The 22,267-nt window shown below is 34.9% G+C and carries 23 protein-coding genes; 3 read left to right on the forward strand and 20 right to left on the reverse strand.

All coding sequences use genetic code 11. The annotated features are described in order from the left end of the window. Positions 1-8 precede the first annotated feature (8 nt). From G7Y45_RS16810 to upgY, 19 genes are all read right to left on the reverse strand, one after another. Complete coding sequence (locus G7Y45_RS16810) at positions 9-329, reverse strand: DUF202 domain-containing protein (RefSeq protein WP_005780368.1); 321 nt, start codon at positions 327-329, stop codon at positions 9-11. A 124-nt stretch (positions 330-453) separates the two neighbouring features. Continuing rightward, positions 454-1,584, reverse strand: coding sequence for a DegT/DnrJ/EryC1/StrS aminotransferase family protein (locus G7Y45_RS16815; protein ID WP_165015734.1), 1,131 nt, complete (start codon positions 1,582-1,584; stop codon positions 454-456). Between the two features lie 64 nt (positions 1,585-1,648). Further along, complete coding sequence (locus G7Y45_RS16820; protein WP_165015945.1) at positions 1,649-2,239, reverse strand: sugar transferase; 591 nt, start codon at positions 2,237-2,239, stop codon at positions 1,649-1,651. 1 nt (position 2,240) lies between these two features. Then, positions 2,241-3,245, reverse strand: a complete 1,005-nt coding sequence (locus G7Y45_RS16825) for a glycosyltransferase family 2 protein (RefSeq protein WP_101603339.1) — start codon at positions 3,243-3,245, stop codon at positions 2,241-2,243. 3 nt (positions 3,246-3,248) lie between these two features. Then, positions 3,249-4,529, reverse strand: a complete 1,281-nt coding sequence (locus tag G7Y45_RS16830; protein WP_032593747.1) for a nucleotide sugar dehydrogenase — start codon at positions 4,527-4,529, stop codon at positions 3,249-3,251. A gap of 11 nt (positions 4,530-4,540) precedes the next feature. Then, positions 4,541-5,665: a polysaccharide pyruvyl transferase family protein gene (locus tag G7Y45_RS16835; RefSeq protein ID WP_165015731.1), complete on the reverse strand. Its 1,125-nt coding sequence runs from the start codon at positions 5,663-5,665 to the stop codon at positions 4,541-4,543. Continuing rightward, positions 5,634-6,824, reverse strand: a complete 1,191-nt coding sequence (locus tag G7Y45_RS16840; RefSeq protein ID WP_165015729.1) for a glycosyltransferase family 4 protein — start codon at positions 6,822-6,824, stop codon at positions 5,634-5,636. The genes G7Y45_RS16835 and G7Y45_RS16840 overlap by 32 nt, the downstream gene beginning before the upstream one ends. A 7-nt stretch (positions 6,825-6,831) precedes the next feature. After that, on the reverse strand, positions 6,832-7,680 hold the full coding sequence (locus G7Y45_RS16845) for an FAD-binding protein (protein ID WP_122200519.1): 849 nt from the start codon (positions 7,678-7,680) through the stop codon (positions 6,832-6,834). 163 nt (positions 7,681-7,843) lie between these two features. Beyond that, positions 7,844-9,289, reverse strand: a complete 1,446-nt coding sequence (locus G7Y45_RS16850; protein WP_147336349.1) for a hypothetical protein — start codon at positions 9,287-9,289, stop codon at positions 7,844-7,846. Between the two features lie 30 nt (positions 9,290-9,319). Then, positions 9,320-10,528 (reverse strand): O-antigen ligase, encoded by a 1,209-nt coding sequence (locus G7Y45_RS16855; protein ID WP_165015726.1) that lies wholly within the window; start codon positions 10,526-10,528, stop codon positions 9,320-9,322. A gap of 4 nt (positions 10,529-10,532) precedes the next feature. Further along, a complete protein-coding gene (locus G7Y45_RS16860; protein WP_122200516.1) occupies positions 10,533-11,657 on the reverse strand; it encodes a glycosyltransferase in 1,125 nt (374 codons plus the stop codon). After that, entirely contained in the window at positions 11,657-13,153 is a 1,497-nt protein-coding gene (locus G7Y45_RS16865) for an oligosaccharide flippase family protein (RefSeq protein ID WP_122200515.1), read from the reverse strand. Before G7Y45_RS16865 ends, G7Y45_RS16860 begins: the two co-directional genes overlap by 1 nt. A 70-nt stretch (positions 13,154-13,223) precedes the next feature. Further along, complete coding sequence (locus tag G7Y45_RS16870) at positions 13,224-14,270, reverse strand: DegT/DnrJ/EryC1/StrS aminotransferase family protein (RefSeq protein WP_122200514.1); 1,047 nt, start codon at positions 14,268-14,270, stop codon at positions 13,224-13,226. A gap of 5 nt (positions 14,271-14,275) precedes the next feature. Beyond that, entirely contained in the window at positions 14,276-14,770 is a 495-nt protein-coding gene (locus G7Y45_RS16875; RefSeq protein ID WP_122200513.1) for a hypothetical protein, read from the reverse strand. Between the two features lie 12 nt (positions 14,771-14,782). After that, a complete protein-coding gene (locus G7Y45_RS16880) occupies positions 14,783-15,871 on the reverse strand; it encodes a DegT/DnrJ/EryC1/StrS aminotransferase family protein (RefSeq protein ID WP_122200512.1) in 1,089 nt (362 codons plus the stop codon). Positions 15,872-15,874: 3 nt separating this feature from the next. Continuing rightward, a complete protein-coding gene (locus G7Y45_RS16885; RefSeq protein WP_165015723.1) occupies positions 15,875-16,891 on the reverse strand; it encodes a polysaccharide biosynthesis protein in 1,017 nt (338 codons plus the stop codon). Positions 16,892-17,083: 192 nt separating this feature from the next. After that, positions 17,084-17,272: an NTP transferase domain-containing protein gene (locus G7Y45_RS16890; protein WP_241158983.1), complete on the reverse strand. Its 189-nt coding sequence runs from the start codon at positions 17,270-17,272 to the stop codon at positions 17,084-17,086. A gap of 219 nt (positions 17,273-17,491) precedes the next feature. Further along, positions 17,492-17,980: a UpxZ family transcription anti-terminator antagonist gene (locus G7Y45_RS16895; RefSeq protein WP_165167618.1), complete on the reverse strand. Its 489-nt coding sequence runs from the start codon at positions 17,978-17,980 to the stop codon at positions 17,492-17,494. A 19-nt stretch (positions 17,981-17,999) separates the two neighbouring features. After that, positions 18,000-18,536 (reverse strand): capsular polysaccharide transcription antiterminator UpgY, encoded by a 537-nt coding sequence (gene upgY, locus G7Y45_RS16900; RefSeq protein WP_005807520.1) that lies wholly within the window; start codon positions 18,534-18,536, stop codon positions 18,000-18,002. A gap of 746 nt (positions 18,537-19,282) precedes the next feature. Here upgY and G7Y45_RS16905 point away from each other — a divergent pair. The 3 genes from G7Y45_RS16905 (at position 19,283) to G7Y45_RS16915 (ending at position 20,945) form a co-directional block, all read left to right on the forward strand. Then, positions 19,283-19,516: a hypothetical protein gene (locus tag G7Y45_RS16905; protein ID WP_005780393.1), complete on the forward strand. Its 234-nt coding sequence runs from the start codon at positions 19,283-19,285 to the stop codon at positions 19,514-19,516. A gap of 67 nt (positions 19,517-19,583) precedes the next feature. Next, positions 19,584-19,931 (forward strand): SH3 beta-barrel fold-containing protein, encoded by a 348-nt coding sequence (locus G7Y45_RS16910; RefSeq protein ID WP_032531700.1) that lies wholly within the window; start codon positions 19,584-19,586, stop codon positions 19,929-19,931. Positions 19,932-20,072: 141 nt separating this feature from the next. Continuing rightward, positions 20,073-20,945 (forward strand): DUF4373 domain-containing protein, encoded by an 873-nt coding sequence (locus G7Y45_RS16915; protein WP_165015702.1) that lies wholly within the window; start codon positions 20,073-20,075, stop codon positions 20,943-20,945. A 343-nt stretch (positions 20,946-21,288) separates the two neighbouring features. Here the strand turns inward: G7Y45_RS16915 and G7Y45_RS16920 are convergent, their stop codons facing one another. After that, on the reverse strand, positions 21,289-22,125 hold the full coding sequence (locus G7Y45_RS16920) for a 4Fe-4S binding protein (protein ID WP_005807526.1): 837 nt from the start codon (positions 22,123-22,125) through the stop codon (positions 21,289-21,291). Positions 22,126-22,267: the final 142 nt, after the last annotated feature.

The raw sequence follows: 22,267 nt of genomic DNA on the forward strand, positions 1-22,267 counted from the left end.
AACAGGGATTACTTCTCCTGCAATGACTTACTCTCAGCCTCACGACATGTTTTCGTATACTGTTTCAGATGCTTTCTCATCTGCCCGAAGCGGACAAAGCCTAAAAAGAATAAAATGATCCCGGCCATAATACACACCCACGCCAGCCCATGCAGACGTGAGATACTTTCAACTTGAAAGATCCCTATTCCTACAGTCAAGAGATAAAGTGCCATGCGGATATATGCAAACAAAGTTCTTTCATTGGCCAACTTTGTTCTTTCAAGTGCCAAATGATCACGGAGTATCAACTCTTTATCATTCTCAAAGTTATCGGTAAATGTCAACATAGATATTGAGGAAATTGTGTTCTATACGTTTTTCTTTAAAAACAAAGATAGAAAAGAATAGTTCCCCAAAACAGAATCTCAATTAACAAAAACAACCTTTTACCAGCAAGTAGATTAACGTAAACTATACCGATTGAATAGTATCTACCACCCTCCTGATATCTTCATCTGTCAATGTAGGTCCCGAAGGTAGGCAAAGACCGATATCGAACAACCTCTCACTCGTACCGTTCCCGTAAAACGGAGCATCCGTGAACACAGGCTGAAGATGCATCGGCTTCCACAAAGGACGAGTCTCTATGTTTTCGACATCCAGCTTCAAACGGATATCTTCACGACTCTTGCCCGCAAGATTCGGATCAACCAGGATACAAGTCAGCCAAAAGTTGGAAGCAAACCGTGAATCAGGGTTCTCCATGACCGTAATACCCACAACATCTTTCAGCAAATCAACATACAAAGAGTGAATGGCACGGCGACGGGCAATATGATCTTCCAGAACGTACATCTGCCCACGGCCGATACCCGCACAGATGTTGCTCATACGGTAATTGTAGCCGATATGGGTATGCTGATAATGCGGAGCGGCATCACGAGCCTGCGTCGCATAGAACTTTGTCTGTCGGGCCTCCTCAGACGTACGACAGATCAGAGCACCTCCCCCGGAAGTGGTAATCATCTTGTTGCCGTTGAAAGAGAGTGCGGCCAACTCACCGAATGTGCCACACTTCCGTCCGTTCAGTTCCGAACCCAAAGCCTCCGCGGCATCCTCCAATACGGGAATACCATAACGACCCGCAATATCCATGATCTCGTCCATCTTGGCAGGCATACCGTAAAGGTGAACAGGGATAATAGCCTTCGGAAGCTTACCCGTCTTGCGCAAACGGTCCTTTATGGCCTCCTCAAGCAATACCGGATCCATATTCCAGGTATCTTTCTCACTATCCACAAAAACAGGTTTGGCCTCCAGATAAGAAATCGGATTGGCAGAGGCGGCAAAAGTAAAACTTTGGCAGATCACTTCATCACCGGGTTTTACATCCAGAAGAATCAAGCCCAAGTGAAGTGCAGCCGTTCCAGCACTCAAGGCCACCACATGGCGGTCTTCATGCAAATATTCAGCCAAAGATTGCTCAAAAGCATCCACGTTAGGTCCCAAAGGAACTACCCAGTTCGTATCAAAGGCCTCTTTTATAAAGTCTTGCTCACGGCCACCCATGTGAGCAAGCGAAAGCCAGATTCGTTTGTTCATAATAAACTATTTATTATAATTTCATTTTCTTACGTAGTAGGGAATCAAGAGGAAAAGTAAAATTCTATATATCTTTTCCCAAAACGGTATAAACGATGATTTTAATATCATTCCAAAATGACCAGTTATCCAAATACTCTATATTTATTCGCACTTTGTCAGGAAACAAAACTTCATCATTATATTTTTGAGGATTATCCTGCCCCGCCAGCAATTCTTCTTCATTACGATATTTCAAACTGGCAGGTCCGGTAATACCCGGTTTTAAAAGCAACATTCTCCTATCGTCTCCCAGTAGATTGTCAGCATATCCCGGGACATCAGGACGAGGACCGACAAAACTCATATCTCCTATCAGTACATTCCACAGTTCCGGAAGTTCATCAATCTTATATTTTCTCAATTTGGCACCCAATGGCGTGATCCGGCTTTCTCCCTTTACAGAAACAGAACTACCGGAATGCCCAACCGTCATAGAACGAAATTTATACATGGTAAATAATCTACCATACCGCCCAACTCTTTTCTGTTTGAATATAACAGGACCTCCAGGCATCTTAACACGAATAAGAATAGCTGTTACTAATAAAACTGGAGAAAGAAAAAGGAGACCGAGAAAGGCAACGATATGGTCAAAAAGAGATTTCAATAGCACATCAACAAAATTCAATATTAATTTTCTTTACTAATAATTCAAGCACTCCGATTAAGGATCCCCAACCATAAGATAAATGCAATGCCACAAAAGCAGTTAACAAATAAAAGAAGTTCAATCCCTTATTCAGACTAAGCGAAATACAAATACCAACCAACATGGTCAAATAGAGAAATAGAGAAAATAGTGTAAGGAAAATGATCGGAAAATATAGGATAGATAATAATATCGGAATTAATAATGATAAAACAAACAACAGAGGAATAAAATGTCTCGTAGAGAGAGAATCGAACTGCCCAGTATAATACACTGTCAGAACATTCCACTTTCCATTCAAATAATTGTTATGAGAGATACCTCCGAACGTTTCCCTTGCCAAATATGTACAATAAGTATCAGATACAATATAAATATGTCCTCCGCCACGAATAATTCGCTTATTCAGTTCAATATCCTGATTGCGTATCAAACGGACATCATAATATCCATATTTCTCAAAAACATTCCGTTTCCAACAACCAAATGGAACAGTATCGACTTCCATAACTTTACTGACCCCCAAACGAAAGCTCGAATTTCCCACGCCAAACTTATTACTTAGAACTTCCCTTATGGCCAAAGTTTTAGAAGTCTTATTCAAAACATCTGTTCGACAAGCTGCTCCAACATTATCCGCACCAAGTCTGTTAAGTTCACTCACAAGGGTAGAAAAATAATTAGAGGGATATAAAGCATGTGCATCTAAACGCATAATGATGTCTCCAACAGCAGACTCTATTCCAATATTCATAGCAAATGGAACAATCCGATGGGGGTTATCCAGCAGTTTTATAAATGGATATTCAACACTATATCTTTTGATTATGTCACGAGTCCCATCAGAACTCAGCCCATCCACAAATAGAACTTCTAAATTCCTTTGGGAATAATCTTGAAGTAAAATAGACCGAATGCAAACATCGATATACTTTACTTCATTGTAAACAGGACAGATTACAGACAACATAATTTACAAGCGACCGTCAATTGCCTCAGTGCCCAGCACCCCCTTGACATCATATACCACCCCATACCCATGAGATAAAAATCGCCGTACATCTATATTCTTAAACTGACTATGAGCAACTCCCAATACAACAGCATCAAACTTTTCTTGTAAATCATCTATATCATTATTTATCACCCGAATACCATATTCTCGAAAAACTTTCTCGCTATCAGCCCATGGATCATAAACAACAATATTACTTGAATATTCATTTAAAGTAGAGTATATATCAACAATCTTTGTATTTCGAATATCCGGACAATTTTCTTTAAATGTTATTCCAAGAATCAATATCTTTGAGTCTTTTACAAGTACTCCTTTTTTATTCATCAATTTGATTACTTGATTAGCCACATAATCTCCCATTCCGTCATTCAGTCTACGAGCAGCAGACATAATCCGTGGCAATACACCATATACTTGAGCTTTTTGAATTAGATAATAAGGATCTACGCTGATGCAATGACCTCCTACAAGACCCGGTTTCAACTTTATAAAATTCCATTTGGATGAAGCGGCTTCGATTACATCATTGGTATCAATGCCCATAGCATTAAATATCTTAGCCAATTCATTCATAAAAGCGATATTAACATCACGCTGTGAATTCTCTATTATTTTTGAAGCTTCAGCCACTTTTATAGTAGGAGCCTTATGAGTACCATTTACTAATACAGAATTATATACTGCATCTACAATATCTGCTGTTTCCGGTGTCGATCCAGACGTAACCTTTTTAATTTTTTCAACAGTATGCTCCTTATCACCCGGATTTATACGTTCCGGAGAATAGCCCGCAAAAAAATCAATATTATATTTCAATCCCGAAACTTTTTCAACAACAGGTAAACATTCTTCTTCTGTAACACCTGGATAGACAGTCGATTCATAGACTACAATATCTCCTTTAGATAAAACTTTTCCAACAGTGGTACTTGCACCAATTAAAGGAGTCAAATCGGGACGGTTATTAATATCAACAGGGGTTGGGACAGCTACTACATAAAAATTACAATCTTTAATATCATCAAGTTTCGTCGTACAAAAGAAACCATTTTCCTTTATTGCAGATTGCAATAATTCATCACTAACTTCCATTGTTGAATCATGTCCACCCATCAATGAATCAACCCGTGACTGATTCATATCAAAACCAATAGTTTTATACTTTGTTGAAAACAAACGAGCCAAAGGAAGCCCTACGTAACCAAGACCGATTACGGCAATTTTAATGTTATCCATACTAATTATGCTTAAATATTTATATCGCAATTAATACTATTAATCAAAAAGTTTAAGGAATCCTCACGCAATAAATCAATCTTACTATTCACAGCTTTATAATCAATAGGTTCATATACTTTATGTAAACTCATAGAATCAGACAAGATCCTATCTTCCAAGCCCAAAAGATGTAATATACTAAGTAGTCTTTCATCTTTACCTTTATTCCCAGATAATATAGCGACAAATGGTTTATTCAAAATAATAGATAGAGAGACACAGTGAAAAGAGGCCGATACTATTAGCTCTGCATTATTTATAACACTAATAAACTCCAAAGGAGACATTGTATATTTTACCCTAATATCCTTTGATATAAAATCAGATATAGAAGTAGCTCTCGCTAATTTATAATGCTTATATTTACCTATTTCAAAATTTGTTTGAAATAAAAAATCCGAAAATTGTTGACTCCGATTTGTATATGAAAATACATACTTTTCATTTATAGTATGTGACAACAGATTCCAATCACTCTTTCTTAACAAAAATACAGGATCAAGTACCAGTTTTGCCTTTTTATTTATTAAATCCTCAACGATTTTCACACCATAACTTTCACGAACTGATATAAATTTTATATCGTTCAAATATTTTTTATATTTATTGATTAATTCATCAGGTATTGAACATAAACCAAAACTTGAAGAATAAGAAATTTTATCTTGAGGAGCAGAAACAAAATCTAATAAATAGGCAAAATCCATTCCATTATTTTCATAATTCCAGACTTGATCACTTCCTACAATAAATTTATGATATTTACCATTCATTTCTAAAGCAGCTTCAGAAGATGTATATATTTTCTTTGTACATTTTAAAAAGTTACCATAGAACTTTCTAAACCTGAATTTCCTTAAAGACATAAATGGTAATCCCAGAAAATACAATAATGCAGATCTAAAATCACCTTTTTTAATGCTCTCGGTAATATGATAAGTCATACTATAGGCATGACGTCTATGAGCATTTTGATAATTAATATATTCACAGCTATATCCTAATTGATTTAAAGCTTCTTGTAAAGCATATGCCTGCAATGCTGCTCCATAATTAGCTGCATTATGAAATGACAGAAGAGCTATTTTTTTCATTTTCAATCACCTTTTTATATATTTCATAATATTGTGTAGATATAGCTTTCCAGCTAAACATTTTTAATAAATCAAGCTCTATTATATTAGAAGATATTAATTCATAATTTTGAATAATTTTCTCTATTTTCAGTGCTATGTCATCAACATTAAAGGCATTTGCAGAATAACCAACTACTCCCTCATCAAAATAGCCATCAAAGCCCTCACCCTTTGCATACAAAATTGGCAATCCTTGAGATAATGCCTCAACGTAAACCAAACCGAAAGTTTCTGGCTTAGAAGGCATCACGAAAATATCGCTTATAGAAAAAGCTTCTCTTAACTGTTTTTTTTCCATAAATCGGCGCAGAACAACCCAATCATATTTTTGTGACAATTTGTTTATTTCGTCAATATATTTACTATTTTCCTTTCTAAATGGAAGACCTTTTCCTATAGCCTCAAACGTTATTTTATATCCCTTTATTCTTAAAAGAGCTATTGCTTCCACAATCTCTCTTAGTCCTTTGCTCCTAACAAAAGCAGAAGCAAAAACAATTTTTATAGGGTCCGAAATTTTTCTTTCTTTATGACGCTTTGCATTTAAAAATAAAAGATCAATTCCATTAGGTATTATCAATGATTTCTGTGATGCACTCTGAACTTTATTTTTGCTGATGTAGGAAGCTAAATATGATTTTCGATACTGTGGACATATAAAAATAATATTAGACGCATTGTCGAATATTTCTGAAAAATAATGGTGTTTCCATTTAAAATACTTGTAATAAGTTGATATATCAGTATTTCTTATAGCAGTAATATATGGTATATTATATTTTTTCTTTAATTCATATGCAACAGCACCATCTACGCATAAAGTTGCAGAATGTATTATTGATATAGTAGTTAAATCAATATTTTTTTCAATTTCACGAACTATTACACTAATTTTATCACTATAAAGATACCTATGATAAGAGTTTAGCACAATAGAATAAATAATTTTTGATCCAGAGACAGCAAAATCAATTTTATGATTGCCTATTCTATCATGATTATTTGAATTAAGAGGAACGAAAACAGTCTGTTGTATCCCCAATTGATCTAAAGAGGAAAATAAATTCTTATATACCTCAGTACCTCCGTATGATCCTACAATATGTAATATATGCATAAAATAATTATTTCATAAAACGAATCTCTACTCTATATTTACACAAAAATAATTTACTAATCTTAATAACTCGATTCACTAAAGTTTCTATATTTTTTGCAGTTGCACCATTGATATTTGAAATCCAATTAGGTGTTTTTTTAGAAAAGATTGCTCCTCCACATTTTGCCCCCATAAACATCCTTATAATAAAAGGATTAACATGACAAAAAACAGAACCACAGCTAGGTTTATCAGCAGAGAGAACTTTTTTTGAGTACAATAACCTTTCTTTAACCAATGCTGATGTTTCTATAGCACTCTGTGATTTAAAACGAAATCTAACTCTTAGAATTACAACATTCATCTTTTGAAATGGAGAAACACGATAAGAAAATTGCTCATTACCTAATAATGTTTTAATCTCCATATCAGATAGGTCCAAATAATCAACAGAATGTATGTAATCAGAAATAGATAGATTCATTTTCCGTCCTCGACCTGCATTCATAAATACAGCTCCACCCACACTTGAAGGAACAGAAGCTAAATATTCAATTCCTCCTAATGAATAAGTTTTCAATTTCGATATCAAAGATTGTATTCTAACAGAAGCTCCACATTGTATCTCATTACTACCCATATATTCTACATCTCGAGCAAAAAACATTACATTAATTATCGGAGTAACTACCTCTTCAGAAAAAATGATATTACTTCCTGCCGCCAAAATATGAAAATCTATATTCAAATCCCTGAGTTCTTTAATTATGATAATCAATTCTTCTAGTGATTCTGGAATATACATTACTTTAGCTATTGAATGTAATCGCATAGTATTATATTTATATAAATCAATATCTTTATAAATTTTCATACTAATATATCTTTTTATTTATAAATTATTTATTTGAATAAACTATGCCAAAAAACAGACAGCGCTGCATCTATAAAAAAGTCATCAATGCGATAGGGAAAAATAGTAAACAATAATCTGATAATAAATCATACTAAACACAAATAGTTATCAAATTTCTTTATTAGTATTTCTCCAAACTATTTTCAGAGAAAAACATATAGTCTACACATTCCATCCAATTATGAGATATTAAAATATCTTCCATAGCAAAAACATCTTTAATCCCAGGCCAAAACTCTTTTAAAGTTAAATAAGCTATATTGGGTAAACCATTCCTATATCTCTCAAAGCTAAATCCTGTAGCTGTAAAAACATTCTCAGAGTCTATTTTAACTAGATACTTAGATAGTGCAGAAATAATAAATCGTATATCGTCATTAGAAAAAATATTAGTATTATATTTAATGACCATCAATGCAGGAATATCAATAGCGCCATAATTTTCTGTTTCCATCCAATTTACTGTACCAGATGGATCTTCCCAATATTTCCAAACATATCCATCTTTCAATGGAATAAGACAAGACATAAAATAATTTCTCCACTTTTTCAAAATATCTAAATACATTTTATTTCCAGTAGCAGCATACCAACGAGCTAAAGTTTCGCAGAACACAAACTGTTCATTAAATGGCAAAACAGCTCCTCCACCATAAAAACAAGGACTATTAAGTGGAGAATTAAAGCAACACATATTATCCGAAAGATCACATAAAAACAAAGTTAATAATTCGTCAATCGATTCTGTAATAATCTTTTCATATTTCTTGTTAGCAGAAGGGTTTATATTATAATAATTAATTAGTAGATTAATTATTATTGCATTATTAGCAAGATGAGGAACATAATAACTAGATAAAGGAGTATGCTTTTCATCTTTTAAATAGATGTTATTTTCATCAAATATTCGTACTGAAAGAACTTTATTTCCAGGAAGAGGAGAAACATATACCGTCCAATCAATATCATTAAGAGCATTTTCAAAAGAAGTTAAAGATACATTCAGTAGTTCGTATTTTTGATTGTTATTTTCAATTAAAAAATCAAATTCCTCTCCATGAGGTTTTAGTGAAACATAAGTATCATCAAAGCCACTTCCATGAAAATCAACAATTGCACATACTTTTCCATATATATCTTTAATTTCAAAATACGCATTATGCGAACGACGTCCCGACGCCCATAAAGGATATATCTTCCCATTCCAGGAAACTACACTACGAATATCATCCCTACTCTTTACAAGTTCTTCCGTCATTTCTCCCAAAAGATCAGAAAAATAAGAATCGTTAGTCAACCTATATGCATGATATAAAGAAATAAAAGGTCCCATAACTTTCCAACCCAGAGCAGGAATTTTAGGTGTATCAAAAGGATGTTTGCTAACAATTGATCTCCAGTCTGTCACTTCATATTTAAAATACTCAAATTCAGGCCCTTCTTTAACAGCATCATATATAAAACGATATTTTTCATCAATTTTTCTATCAGAAAAATCAGACTTATCAATTTCTGATGCACATGAAAACAGTGACAAAAGCACAATCAAATAAACATTATATATCATACATTTTCGCATATAACAATACATCATACATTAAAAACTATATTTTTTATATACCATATTTACTGAACAGATAAATAACAGACAGAATGTAACTCCAACTCTTAAATCCACCAAACTACTAGATTTACTATATCCTAATAAAAAGTATAAAACCACATATCCACTTATATAAAGTCTCTCAACAGAAAATCGCCAAAACAGACTAGCAAAAAAGCAAATTAACAGTATAACCCCTATAATTCCCAATTCAGTCCAAACCTCTAATATTATGTTATGCGGATATCCTCTGCCATCAATCCCCATAGTTTCAATGGAAAAACTTCCTATGCCAGTACCAAATATAAAGTTCCCGATAGATTCAGTAATTAAATTATAACTATTCTCAAAATGTTCAACACGAGTATTGGCAGATTTTCCCATATCGCCATCTCCCAATATACCTTCTACTATAAGAGATAATCGCTCAATGGAACGCTCATAAAGTGTTGTAAACATACCCCTATCTTCTGAATTCGCCAGAAATATTATAAAAAGGACTAGACCCACTAAAACAATTAAAGATTTACAAATTGAGGAAATAGTAAAAGAAATCTTTCTTTTATTTATCAGATATAAGATAACACATAAAACTGTAAAGATAAGTGGTCCTCTAGCTCCGATTATTAACAAAATAAAAGCACTAATAGCAATGAGTATTTTATCAACATATGGATTAAAAACATTCTTCTTAGTTGTTAAAAATGTAACAACAATAGCTCCTAAATATCCACCTAAAGTTAAATATAATCCACCCACAGATTCATGAATTTCGTCATTAGATCCAAATTCAAGATACATATCAAGAAAAGGTAAATAGAGTATTGTCAGTAACAATGTAACAATAGAGAAACTTTTTAAAAATAATCGAACATTAAATTCTCTACTCACAAATATTACAATTAACGGGACAAAGTTTGTCAAAAAAAGAAATGTTTTTTCAAAAGAATATTGTGGAGATGTAGTATACATCAAGGTACATAACATCCAAAGCCACAACATCAAAAAAAATAAAGAAGTCTTCTTTCTCCCAACATGTAAATACAAAGAATGCGTTCTAAAGTTTAGATTTCTAACCAACAATGAGATTACTGTAAATAAAGCTAGAAGAAAAGTTAAATCTATAGGAAATATGATTCCAAAAAGTAAGGCAAATGCCTTAAAAACTCCAGATAACAAAAATAAAGTAAACAATGATTCCATTTACTTATTTTAGACTTTGATATAGCTGTTCTTCGCATTCTATTATATTTGATAATGAACCAATCACATACATTTTATGGCTCAGTCCCATTTTCAAAACACAATTACGAATAAAAGCATTCATACGTAAAATAAAAGCTTTAAAAACATAATGAGGTAAAAATAAATAATCAACAATATTCATCAATTTAAGTACCAATTTATATTCCGGAAGATGAAACACAATAAATCTTCCATACATAGATCGATAGTTAAAGTAATTAAGAAGTTTTCGTTCACCCATCCGTTTTAATGATTTCACAGCTGATTCTGCATAAATAGTCTCTCCTGTCCAATATTTAGGAATTTTACTTTCCCACAACTTATCTGTATCTTTGGGTAAAAAAGACATATTTTTCAATTCATTCTTATGTTGATGTTTAGCTCCCATTCCACCAGCACTCTTTGAACCATGCCCAGAAATAACTAATGGAATATCATAATAAATATGCTTGGAAGAGCATATACCCAAAGCAATTGCATTAGCCATATCAGGACTTGGACCAGGAAAAAAAGAGCCTGTTCTAACATAAATTTTATCAAGGATTTCCCTCTTAACAATACCATGATATACGCAAGGCAATTTTCCTAAAGTTGAAGCTCCATTCTTTAAGACTTTTTTCAATTCATCTTTTACATCAATTAACGAAGTTGACTTTTTATATTTCTTAATTCTAACAGTTCCTGAAAAATCAAAAATCAGTCCATGCAATTCGGGCCATTTATATGCAGGCTTATTAGCTATTAAGGAATCAATATCATTATTCTTCATATACTCCACATAACTTTCAATTGTTCGCAAAAAGCCATCATCATCACCAATCATACACACATATTCCCCCAAAGAACTTTGTATAGCTTTATCACAATTTTCACATACAGATAAATGGGTGTTATTATAATAATATCTAATATTTTTATATAATTTAAATTGCGATATAAAACTCAAAAATGCTGAATTATCATCTGAATTGTCTTGTATTACCAATTCTGTATTTTTCAATTGGAATGAAACAAACATCTTCACTAAATCAGTCAGATATGCATAACGGTTTTTTGTAGGTACTACTAAACTTAAAATCGGTTTCATTATATTCTATTTCTCTTAAAAATTAACTGCAACATTTTTCTTTTTTCCTTCACCAAAAATAAAGTATTAACAGATAGTGAAAATAATACTGTAAAGCAAATCCATAGCAATATCATCCATCTCCCAGATATGTTTGATAAAAACAGTGAGAGAAATCCTGTTGTTAAACAGGATATTAATAAGGGTATTATAATCATTCGCCAGACGAAATTAGTAGTTTTAACATCGAAAAAATATCGTTTATGTATCTGGATTAAATAAATAGGAAAGATCAAGAATTGAACAGTTCCCCACACTAAAGCAGCACCAATAGCTCCATAAATATTAGTCATTATCCAATAGCCTGGTAAGGTGACAGTAAGGCTCAAAATACCCAATATATTATTTAATCGGGTGTATCCATTAGCGATTGCTAAATTATATGGAATTATGGATAAAGCTAAAAAAACGGCACCACCAATAAGAAACGGGATAAACTTACTTGACGCTTTAGCTATTTCTAAATTACCAGTCCATACAAATAGAACTTCTTCACGATAAAAGACTAAACATACCCCTACGGAAAACACTAAAATAGATGTTAATAAAAAAATCTTTTTATATAAAGTAAAAGCCTCTTCTGTTTTATGTTCTGAAAATAAAGCTGTTAGTCGTGGGAGAAAAGCAACAGATATTGGACTTACCAGAATATTCAAACTACTAGTTAATGACACTGCCAATGTATAAAATCCAAGAACTGTAATTGGAAGTATCTTACTAATCGTTAACTTATCCATCTGAGAATTAAGTCCCGCAACTAATGATATTAATAACATCCCTGATGCAAATCGGCCAACTTTACGTAACACCTTTAAATCAATACTAAGTTTATGAAAAAAGGAATATTCTGAAGATAAAACACCAATAACCTTATACCTAAGAAGTATAACATAAAAAAAAGTAACAGTGGCTTGCCAAATAAAAAACAGTTTCAAAGAAGGAATAAATAGTATTGGTATAATAATTAAACCATTACGAACTACACTCCAAGAAACCTGATAAATATTTGCAATTACCTGTTTTTCTAATCCTAATAATCCCCCCATATAAAACTTACTAAGAAACTGAAAAGCAATACCAATTCCCATTATACGAATATAGGATGCAACTTCTAAAGGATCTAAGCCATCAAGTTTTAGCCACTTGCTGGCAAAAGCATTGGAGGTTAATAAAATTATTACAATAATTATTAAAGCAATAATAAAATAACACGTTTCTAAGGATGAGAATATATCTAATTTATTTTTAGCAGAGTTTGTAGATAAAGCAAACTCACGAGACAGAGAAGCCGTAAGTCCGACATCTAAAACAACCATCAGCCCTGCAATCACTAAAGTTAGACTAATAATGGAATAGTTTTCTATGCCCAAAAACTTAATATACAGAGGTACAAAAAGAAAATTAGACAAAGCACTCCATGATCTCCCCAAAATATTAGCTATTATATTTTTATACATGGACTAATAACATAAAAACTCGCAATGGCAATTTAAATAGATACATATGCAGTTTAATTTCTAACAAAAATTATCTCTTAAACCACCACCCTGAAGGTAAAGCTAAGAATTTAGAATAAAAATTTTCTACACCAGGTAGAATAATACGTTTACCAAACACTGAATAATAATTATTAGGGAGATGTACACCGGAAGAATAATATCCTAAAGATCTAAAGTTTATCAAATCAATAGATTTTCGTTCAGACAATATACCAAAAACCCAATAATTTGGTTCTATTTCATCTCGACTTAATAATGAAGAACTTCCTAATTCTGTTTCCCAAGATAAGGCATTTTCTTTCTGGTATTTCAGTAAAGACTCAATCTTGTCAATTTGAGAGTAACCGATATAACTATTAATTTCATTCATCATAGCTCCAAATCCAGGCAACCTAATATCACAATTAATAGAAATTTCTCCATTTTTATCCCTGAATCTTTCTCTTTCTATCCCATAATCTCTCATTAGAAGAGCCTGCTCATACAATTTACTATCATTAAAAATGACAGCACCTCCTTCAATAGTATTCGGTAAACGGACTGTTTGAAATGAAAATAGACTTATATCAGTTCCTAAATTTCCCGTATATTTTCCTTTATATTTTGTTCCAAAAGCTTCTACACAGTCATCTATAACAGGAATACCCAATTGCTTGCCTATTGAATTTATCTCATCAACATAACCTACATAACCACAAAAATGATTGTGAAATATTAGTTTCGTTTTAGAAGTAATCTTTTCTTTAACACTATCTGGGCATAAAGTCCCTGTTTTCGGATCAATATCAGCCCAAACAATTTTTAATCCAAATGTCAACAATGGTTGATTGGAAGCCAAACAACTCATTGGAGAAGTTATAACTTCGTCTCCAAAAGAAAGTCCTAAAACTGTTAAAGCTAATTGAATGGCTGAAGCATAAGAATTTGTCGTTAGTAAATAATCATTTCCTATAAACTCACATAAACTACATTCAAATTTTTTACCCCATTTACCATAAGAAAGAGCTCCAGAATGAAGAATATTATCTAATTCAGGTAATGTTTCAGGTACATATGGCTTAAATAATGGAATCATAAATATTAAAAAAGTTTGCCCTCATAACTTAATTTTTCAAATATCCTTTTGTGGTTATATAACATAACCTCAATGCTAGAAAGATCAACAGATGCCAAGATTTTATCATGTGGAATATCGATCCAATCAAAACGAGAATAGAAGTTTACCAATTTAAATTTACAAAATAACAAACCTACTCTTGACTGCTTTTTTATAAACTGATTAACCATTTGCATTAATGCAGTTCCATCACCTCTCCCTCTATCAACACAACAAACATTTCCAACCCCATATGCTTTGTTAACTATACCCTCAATTTTTAATTCAGTATCGATTAAATTTAAATATGCGACATTTGTGCCATCTTTTAATAAGATACAATGTATATCAAAAGGAGAAATATGATGATTAATCCATGACAATTGTCTATCCAATGGATAATTCCAAGCTGATGATTTTATTTTAATAATATCCAGCAATTTTGAATATAAAATATCTTTATGATAAATAAACTCCATTGAATACATCTACTACCAGCCTTTTTTTATGGTTTCAACAATCATTTCACGAGTTTCACTTGAAACCCACCAGCCACACGGAATATGTACAAATTCATTATACCATTTATCCATATTAGGTAATTCTCTTTTAGATTCCTTGAAAATACTATGAGTATCACTACGATGGTGTAATGGAGAGGCCATAATACCAGCAGCTTCCATTGCTTTCATAAAATTGTCTCTATCCTCAACACGCATAGTATATAACCAATAGGAAGATTCTGTATTAGGAGAGTAATCGACTAAATGAACTCCATCTACAAAAGCTAAGGATTTATCATAATATTTGCCATTATCTATATAAGAATCAATTATTTTATCAACAAATTTCATCTGTATATTACCGATAGTAGCATTAACATTGTTCATACTATATTTATACCCAACTTCTGTTATATCATTCTCTAAACGAGTGCATTTTTTATCTAACCCAAACCATCTTAATCTTCTAGCTCGATCTAATTCCGCTTCATTTTTGACACATAAAAAACCACCATCGACTGTAGTCATATGTTTGATTGCTTGCAAAGAAAATATAGTATATGGAGAATTACAACCGACCATCCTACCAGCATATTTACTACCTAATGCATGAGCAGCATCTTCTATAATAGGAATATTATATTCTTTAGAAATGATATTAAAAGCATCCATATCACATACCATTCCTGCGTAATGTACTAATACAATTGCTTTCGTTTTTTCTGTTATTAGACTTTTTACACTATCCGGATCTAATAATCCATTAATAGGATTAACATCACCCCATACAACCTTACCACCTACCATTGCTATAGAAGTATTAGTTGGTTCAGCTGTCATTGGAGTACTTATTACTTCATCACCTTTTTGTACACCCGCCAAAATAAAAGATAAATGAAGAGCATCTGTACCAGAATGAAGTGCCAAACAACAGGGATTTCCTATATAATTCCTAAACTTATTCTCAAAATCATACACAGGTTGCCCTTCGGCAATGTAACCACTATACAAGATTTTTTCTAATTCAGGCATCAATATATTCCGATCCGGAATAAATGGCTTTACTAATGGTATCATAGATTATCTATTTTTAAGTTCCTGTTGTACATAATCTAGTGTCAAAAGCAATTCTTTCAACTCATTTGCATTCAACCGACGAGTATTTTCAGAATTATATTCTTCTGACATCAAGCGAGGATAGTCACGGTCAATATATTTTGTATAGTTCAAATCACGAAAATCCGCCGGTACACGATAGAAATTTCCCATATCAGTGGCTTTTGACATTTCCTCCTTCGTACACAATGTTTCATACATTTTCTCTCCGTGACGAGGACCGATAACTCTAATCTCATTATCTGCATTAAATAATTCTTTTACAGCTATTGCTAAATCATGTATTGTAGCTGCCGGCGCCTTTTGAACAAATAAATCACCGGGATTAGCATTTTCAAAGGCAAATAAAACTAGATCTACAGCTTCATCCAAAGACATCATAAAACGAGTCATATTAGGTTCTGTCACTGTCAATGGCAATCCTTCTTTAATCTGCTTAATAAACAGTGGAATTATGGATCCCCTAGAACACATTACGTTTCCATAACGAGTGGCACAAATAACCCCATCATTTGCTTGAAGACGAGCATCCCGAGCTTTAGATATAGCCAACTTCTCCATTAAGGCTTTTGTCATTCCCATGGCATTTATAGGATAAGCAGCCTTATCTGTACTCAAAACAACAACTTTTTTAACATTATTACGAGCAGCAGCTTCAAATACATTCTCAGCACCATACAAGTTAGTACGAATAGCCTGCATTGGATAAAATTCACAAGAAGGTACTTGTTTTAATGCAGCGGCATGAAATACATAGTCAACACCTGCCATTGCATTGTTAATACTATCAAAATCGCGAATATTACCTATGATAAAATTTAATTTATCATTTTTATATTCAATGCGCATATCCTCTTGTTTCTTTTCATCACGGCTAAATATGCGAATCTCTTTCAAATCGGAATTAACAAAATGGCGTAAAACCGCATTACCGAAAGAACCTGTTCCTCCAGTAATCATTAAAACTTTATCTTTAAACATACTTAAATATTATTCTATTTAATAATCAAATGAATACATGTTTCTTTCAGTACCTCGAAGAATCTTCCAATATTCTCCGCGTCTTTCTCTCCCAACGCACAAAGCCGTGTATTCGTTAGTGTACATACTGTTAGTATCGGCATAACGGGGACTGAGACAGGTCTCTATCTGGGGAAATCCGCCTGAAGGGCTTCATAAGCCTCTTTTTTTATAACCCGTACCGAGGATGATACGTTCGATACCGCAAGAAAGAAGGGTTTCGATAGAGCGGATAATCATAGGTTTTCCACCAACTTCCACAAAACTTTTGGGCACAAGCTCGGTATAATGCCCGAAACGGGTACCAAGACCGACAGCCATGATCATTGCTATTTTAATCATGAATATTACAATAAACGTCCAAAACATGGTATACGTCTTTCATACAAGTGTCTATTGGCACTCGGCATTTGTCCAGGATCGTAAGTTTTTAATTGTTTTCACTAATTTGTTAGCCCAACAGCATAAATGATTCACCTCAATCGGCTTGTCATCAAGATACATATGCACATATAGAAATCTATACTATTCAATATGGGGAGCACCCCACCGCTTTATCACTTACTCTTCAACATACTCCCACGGATAAGGATTATCCACCACAGTCTGAAACTCGTCAATAGCCTCTTGCTGTTCAGTAGTCAGTGACACTGAATCCCAAGAAGCGATAATTGCACGGGCTTCGTCGGCCAAAGGCTCGTCGAATACCTCACCATAGCAGGCGGTAAGCAGGCGGAGCTTCAATAGCGAAGCGGGAAGAGTATCGAGGATACCCCAGCAACGATCTAATATTTCCTGGATATGCTCGCGCTTTTCTCCGTGGTCGATGAACGATGCGTTGTAACCCATCAGGAGAGCGAGACAGACAGAGGCCTGTTCTTCAACCGTAGAACCTTTGATACCGGAATTATACAATGTTGTGGTCAAGCGGTAAACTTCATTGTTACGGCGGGACAAGTCATCGCTGTAAATGGGACTCCCGTCCATGCCCAAATACATCAGGTCGTGCGCGGCACGCTGAAGGGAAGCTACTTCTTCGGAAAGAGTCATAATAAATTTGAATTATGAATTATTTGATTACTTCTATAAGATCAGGATGAATGGTGGCCATGGCAACTGCTATGACACCTTGTATGGCAATGACCACGCGACGATCCCGAGCGCCTTTCACTTTCAGGAAAACACCTTCCTGACCCTCGAAGTCACCACCCGTAATACGGACTTTGGTGCCTTTGGACAGGTTGAGTTCATCGGGTTGAAAATATAAGAGGTGGTCACTGTAGGTGCCGGCTACAGCGATGAAGCGCTGCATTTCATTGTCGGGGATAATTATCTTCTTGCCGCTACGGGTATCGGTGATATACTGTAAATAAGCAACCATAGACTTGACACGCTTCACTTCGGAAGGACAAGCGTGAATAAAAATCAGATTGTGAATGATAGGAACCAAGACACGGACTTTTTTCCCTTTCTTTATACTTATCTTGTATTGCATAGGGACAAAACAGCCCAAGTTCTCCTTCGCAAGCAACTGCATAGCGTCAGTCTCACGACGGTAGGTGGCACGCATAGCGAACCATATTTCGGTCTCTTTCTCCACTTCCATTATTCGATTATTTCAGAAAAGGACATTCTCCCGGGGCTTTGAACTTCTTGCACATACTTGAAATTCAATCACTTGCGAGTACTTTATGTAATATACGGCAAGCTTTGTACTCTCTTGCCACAGTTTCTTGTAGTTACTCATTACCTGTCTGGTAAGAAACTATAAACAAACGAATTACACTAAAAAAACGTATTTTTAAACGTTCGTCTTTTGAAACACCATTTTTGTAAACAAATCAAAAACAGAAGATAAACAAAATCAGACAGATAATAAATAGTTTTTTATTAATTCATAAACAACTATATATTAGCCCATTAATGTGATAAGCGAAAGAGGAAAATCATTTTTTTTATTAAACATTTTGTAGTTCTAAAAATACCCTCTATCTTTGCGTTCAATTAAACGAACGTCTATTGAAACACTCGCTTTTTCAATTAATATCATACTATATACCAAATAGTTATCCAATCAGAAGCGTTCATTTTCTCTTTAATTCCATCTTTACTTGCCTACCGATATATTCCTTTCTACCTTTGCAACAAATTAACAACATTTAATTATTAACAAAATAAAAGAAATTATGGACAAAGAAAAAGGATTATTTCAGATTGCAGACAAAAGTGTAAAAAAACGCCATCAGCAAAACACAACAATCTAATACAGAACCAGTTAAAGAAACAAGAGGCAGAAAGAAAGGAATACCGATACGTGGAATAATTTCGCATAAAGGAGAACTTATCAAAGCGTTGATAGAATCCTACATAGAGGATGCGAATATACAAAATATCAATACATGTCAGGCTTCACTCGCACGCTACATCAATGAAAAAAGACTAATCGGAAATATTAAAAACGGAGTATTTAAACCATTATCCATCAGTTCAATATTAGTCTATATCAGCAGCATTTGGGAAGAAATGGAAAAAGACAAACCGCACAAAGCCATCATCCGCAAAAATACGCACAATGAATTATCATAATCCGTCTTACATGAAACGCCCCCTATCTTCGTGGCGATAACATTTTATCAACTTAAAAAATATACGTATGAAACGGAAAAAAAGACCGGCATCACAGAGTGAAGCCATGAAACTGAGATGGAAGAAACGGATTGTCTTTGAGAAAGGATATACCGAGCAGTGTGCGGAATGGATGGCGGAACGCCTGGAAGAGTTAACAGACCACTTGCAATACGGGCACGCAGTTATTGCTTATCAGAAGCAGAACGGAGACTTCAGGCTGGTGAAGGCGACACTGATCTATTACGAAGCGGAATTCCACAAGAAGTATGATCCCACAAAAATAGAAGGCGCCGTAGTCTACTGGAATGTGGACGAACAGCGGTGGACAACGTTCCAGGTGGAGAACTTCATGGAATGGAGGCCGATGGCATAGGGTGGGCACCACAGAATTACACGGATTTTCACAGATGAATGATTTCTATTTTGAGGAATCAAGTGAAAACGTCTTTGGGAATCCGGGGTAATTTGTGATGAATGTTTTATTGAAAGTACAAACGATTAATTTGAAAATACAATGGCAATAGCATACGACGGGATCAACTATTTCCCGATGGGCGTAAACTTCATGGAAGAGAACGCAATGGAAGTGATAGAGGCAAAATACGGAATCAAAGGCCCCGCAATCGTACTGAAGCTCCTTTGCAAAATATACAAGGAGGGATACTTCATACGGTGGGATGAGGAGCAGTGCCTGATCTTTGCCAACAAGGCAGGAAGGGAAGTGCAGGCCGAGGAGGTGCAGGGAATTATCGAAATTCTCTTTATCAAAGGGATACTGGACAGAAACAGTTATCGGGAAAACGGAATACTGACTTCAGAAAACATACAAAAGGTATGGCTGGAGGCAACGAAGCGAAGGAAGAGAGAACTGTCGGAACTCCCCTACCTGATAGTAAAACCGGAAAAGGAAAACAGAAAACCCGATACTCCTTCTATAACACAGGAAATTCAGCAACCGGAGCTGTTCAAAGGGGAAAAAACACCTGTTAACCCGAAAAATGTAGTACATCATGTAGCCGTTGACGCAAAAAATGCATGCAATTCCGGACAAAGTAAAGTAAAGCAAAGTAAAGCAAAGGAAAATAAAGAATTACCCCCCTCAGCTCCCCCCGAGGGGAAGGAGGAAGAAAGGAAGGAGGATTCCGCTTCTCTTCCGATACCGGGATACGCCTTCAATACGATGACACACAATTATCCGGGACTGATGGACACGCTGAAGAGATTGAGCATTACCGACACTGGGGAAGTAAACTCCATACTCAGGCTGTCGGACTATGGAAGGAAGGGAACGACGGTGTGGCGGCTGATTGCCAACACTTGCTGGAGTGACATAGGGGCAAAAGGAAGGTATCTGATAGCGGCGCTAAACAAGGCGAAAAGAAGATAGCAGGAAGTGTTAGTCTCCGATTTGTAGTTGACAAAAAAGCAAGTATCCAGACTTTTGGTCTGAAAGGGATTCAGTGAAACAAAGAAGCAAAGAGCGTACTTAAAAAACTAAAACACAGCGCTTTTAATGTACAAGATTCCTGTCGGTAAAAGCTTTGCTTTAACACAGAGTTAAAGTTTGTTCTTTGGATGCAAATAACAAGTGTTTTAAATGCAAAAGACTTGTTATTTGCATCTAAGAATAAAATGGCCGGAAGAGGGCGTTAACAATGTTAATGAAGAGCACTGATACACCCAACCGGAAAATGAGGAAATTAAGATTAAAAGTCAGTGCTCCGACCTTTTTAAAGCAATGTACAAGGATCTTTCTGCTTAACAAAGCATTGTGACAGCAGCACGGCAAACGGAGTATCGTATACTCTTGCTTTCTGAGGACACCCCTTTACACAGGCACAGCATTTAATGCAGCGTTCGGCATCCGTATTCAACTCGTCACCTTTTATAATAGCACTCACGGGACACATCTTCGCACATGCACCACAATGAGTACACAAGGATTCGTCTTCTACCCAAGGAGTACGCGGAAGTGGGACACCGCTCTTACGCAAAGCAATCACCTTTCGCAAAAAACGGAACAGCGGAAAGAAAGGCTGGCGCGGACGCCGGATTTTACGGACATCCACTGCATACAGCTTCTCCGGCTCGGCAGCAGATGCTATTTTATCCGAGATCTGCTTTCCAAAATCAGCTGCCAAAGTAAGATCACGTTCATCAGGACGTCCGGCAGCTACGGGATATTTCTCTGTACTATATGAATGTTCTCCGATGAAGGTTGCACCGGCAATCACCTTAAATCCCTGTTGAATAGCCCAATAATCAAGTTCCATCAACGATTTTTCATAAGCGCGATTACCATATACCACCACGATAACTGCCGGAGTATTATTCCCGCGTACACTTGCCAGACGATCCATGGCCAGAGGAGCCACACGCCCTCCATATACAGGTACGACAATAATGGCTAACGCAGATTCGGTAATTACTAAATCCTGAGCTGCCTGTTGTGTTAAATTCGTGTTTATCACATTTGTTATTCCAGTTCCACGAACAATTGCCTCTCCAACTTGTTTTGAGGTGTGGGTAGGCGAGAAATAAATCAGATGGACTTCGTTTGCTGTCATAATAGTTATGTTTTGTGCAACAAAGGTACACTTTTATGAAGAAAAAAAGAGTAAACGATCATAAAAACCAAATTTATTTATTATCTTTGCGGCGTTGAAACATTCCGATAATCCTCCAACGGGAGACGAAACTCGGATTTCC

The organism is Bacteroides sp. ZJ-18, from assembly GCF_011038705.2.
Classification (GTDB): Bacteria; Bacteroidota; Bacteroidia; order Bacteroidales; family Bacteroidaceae; genus Bacteroides; species Bacteroides hominis.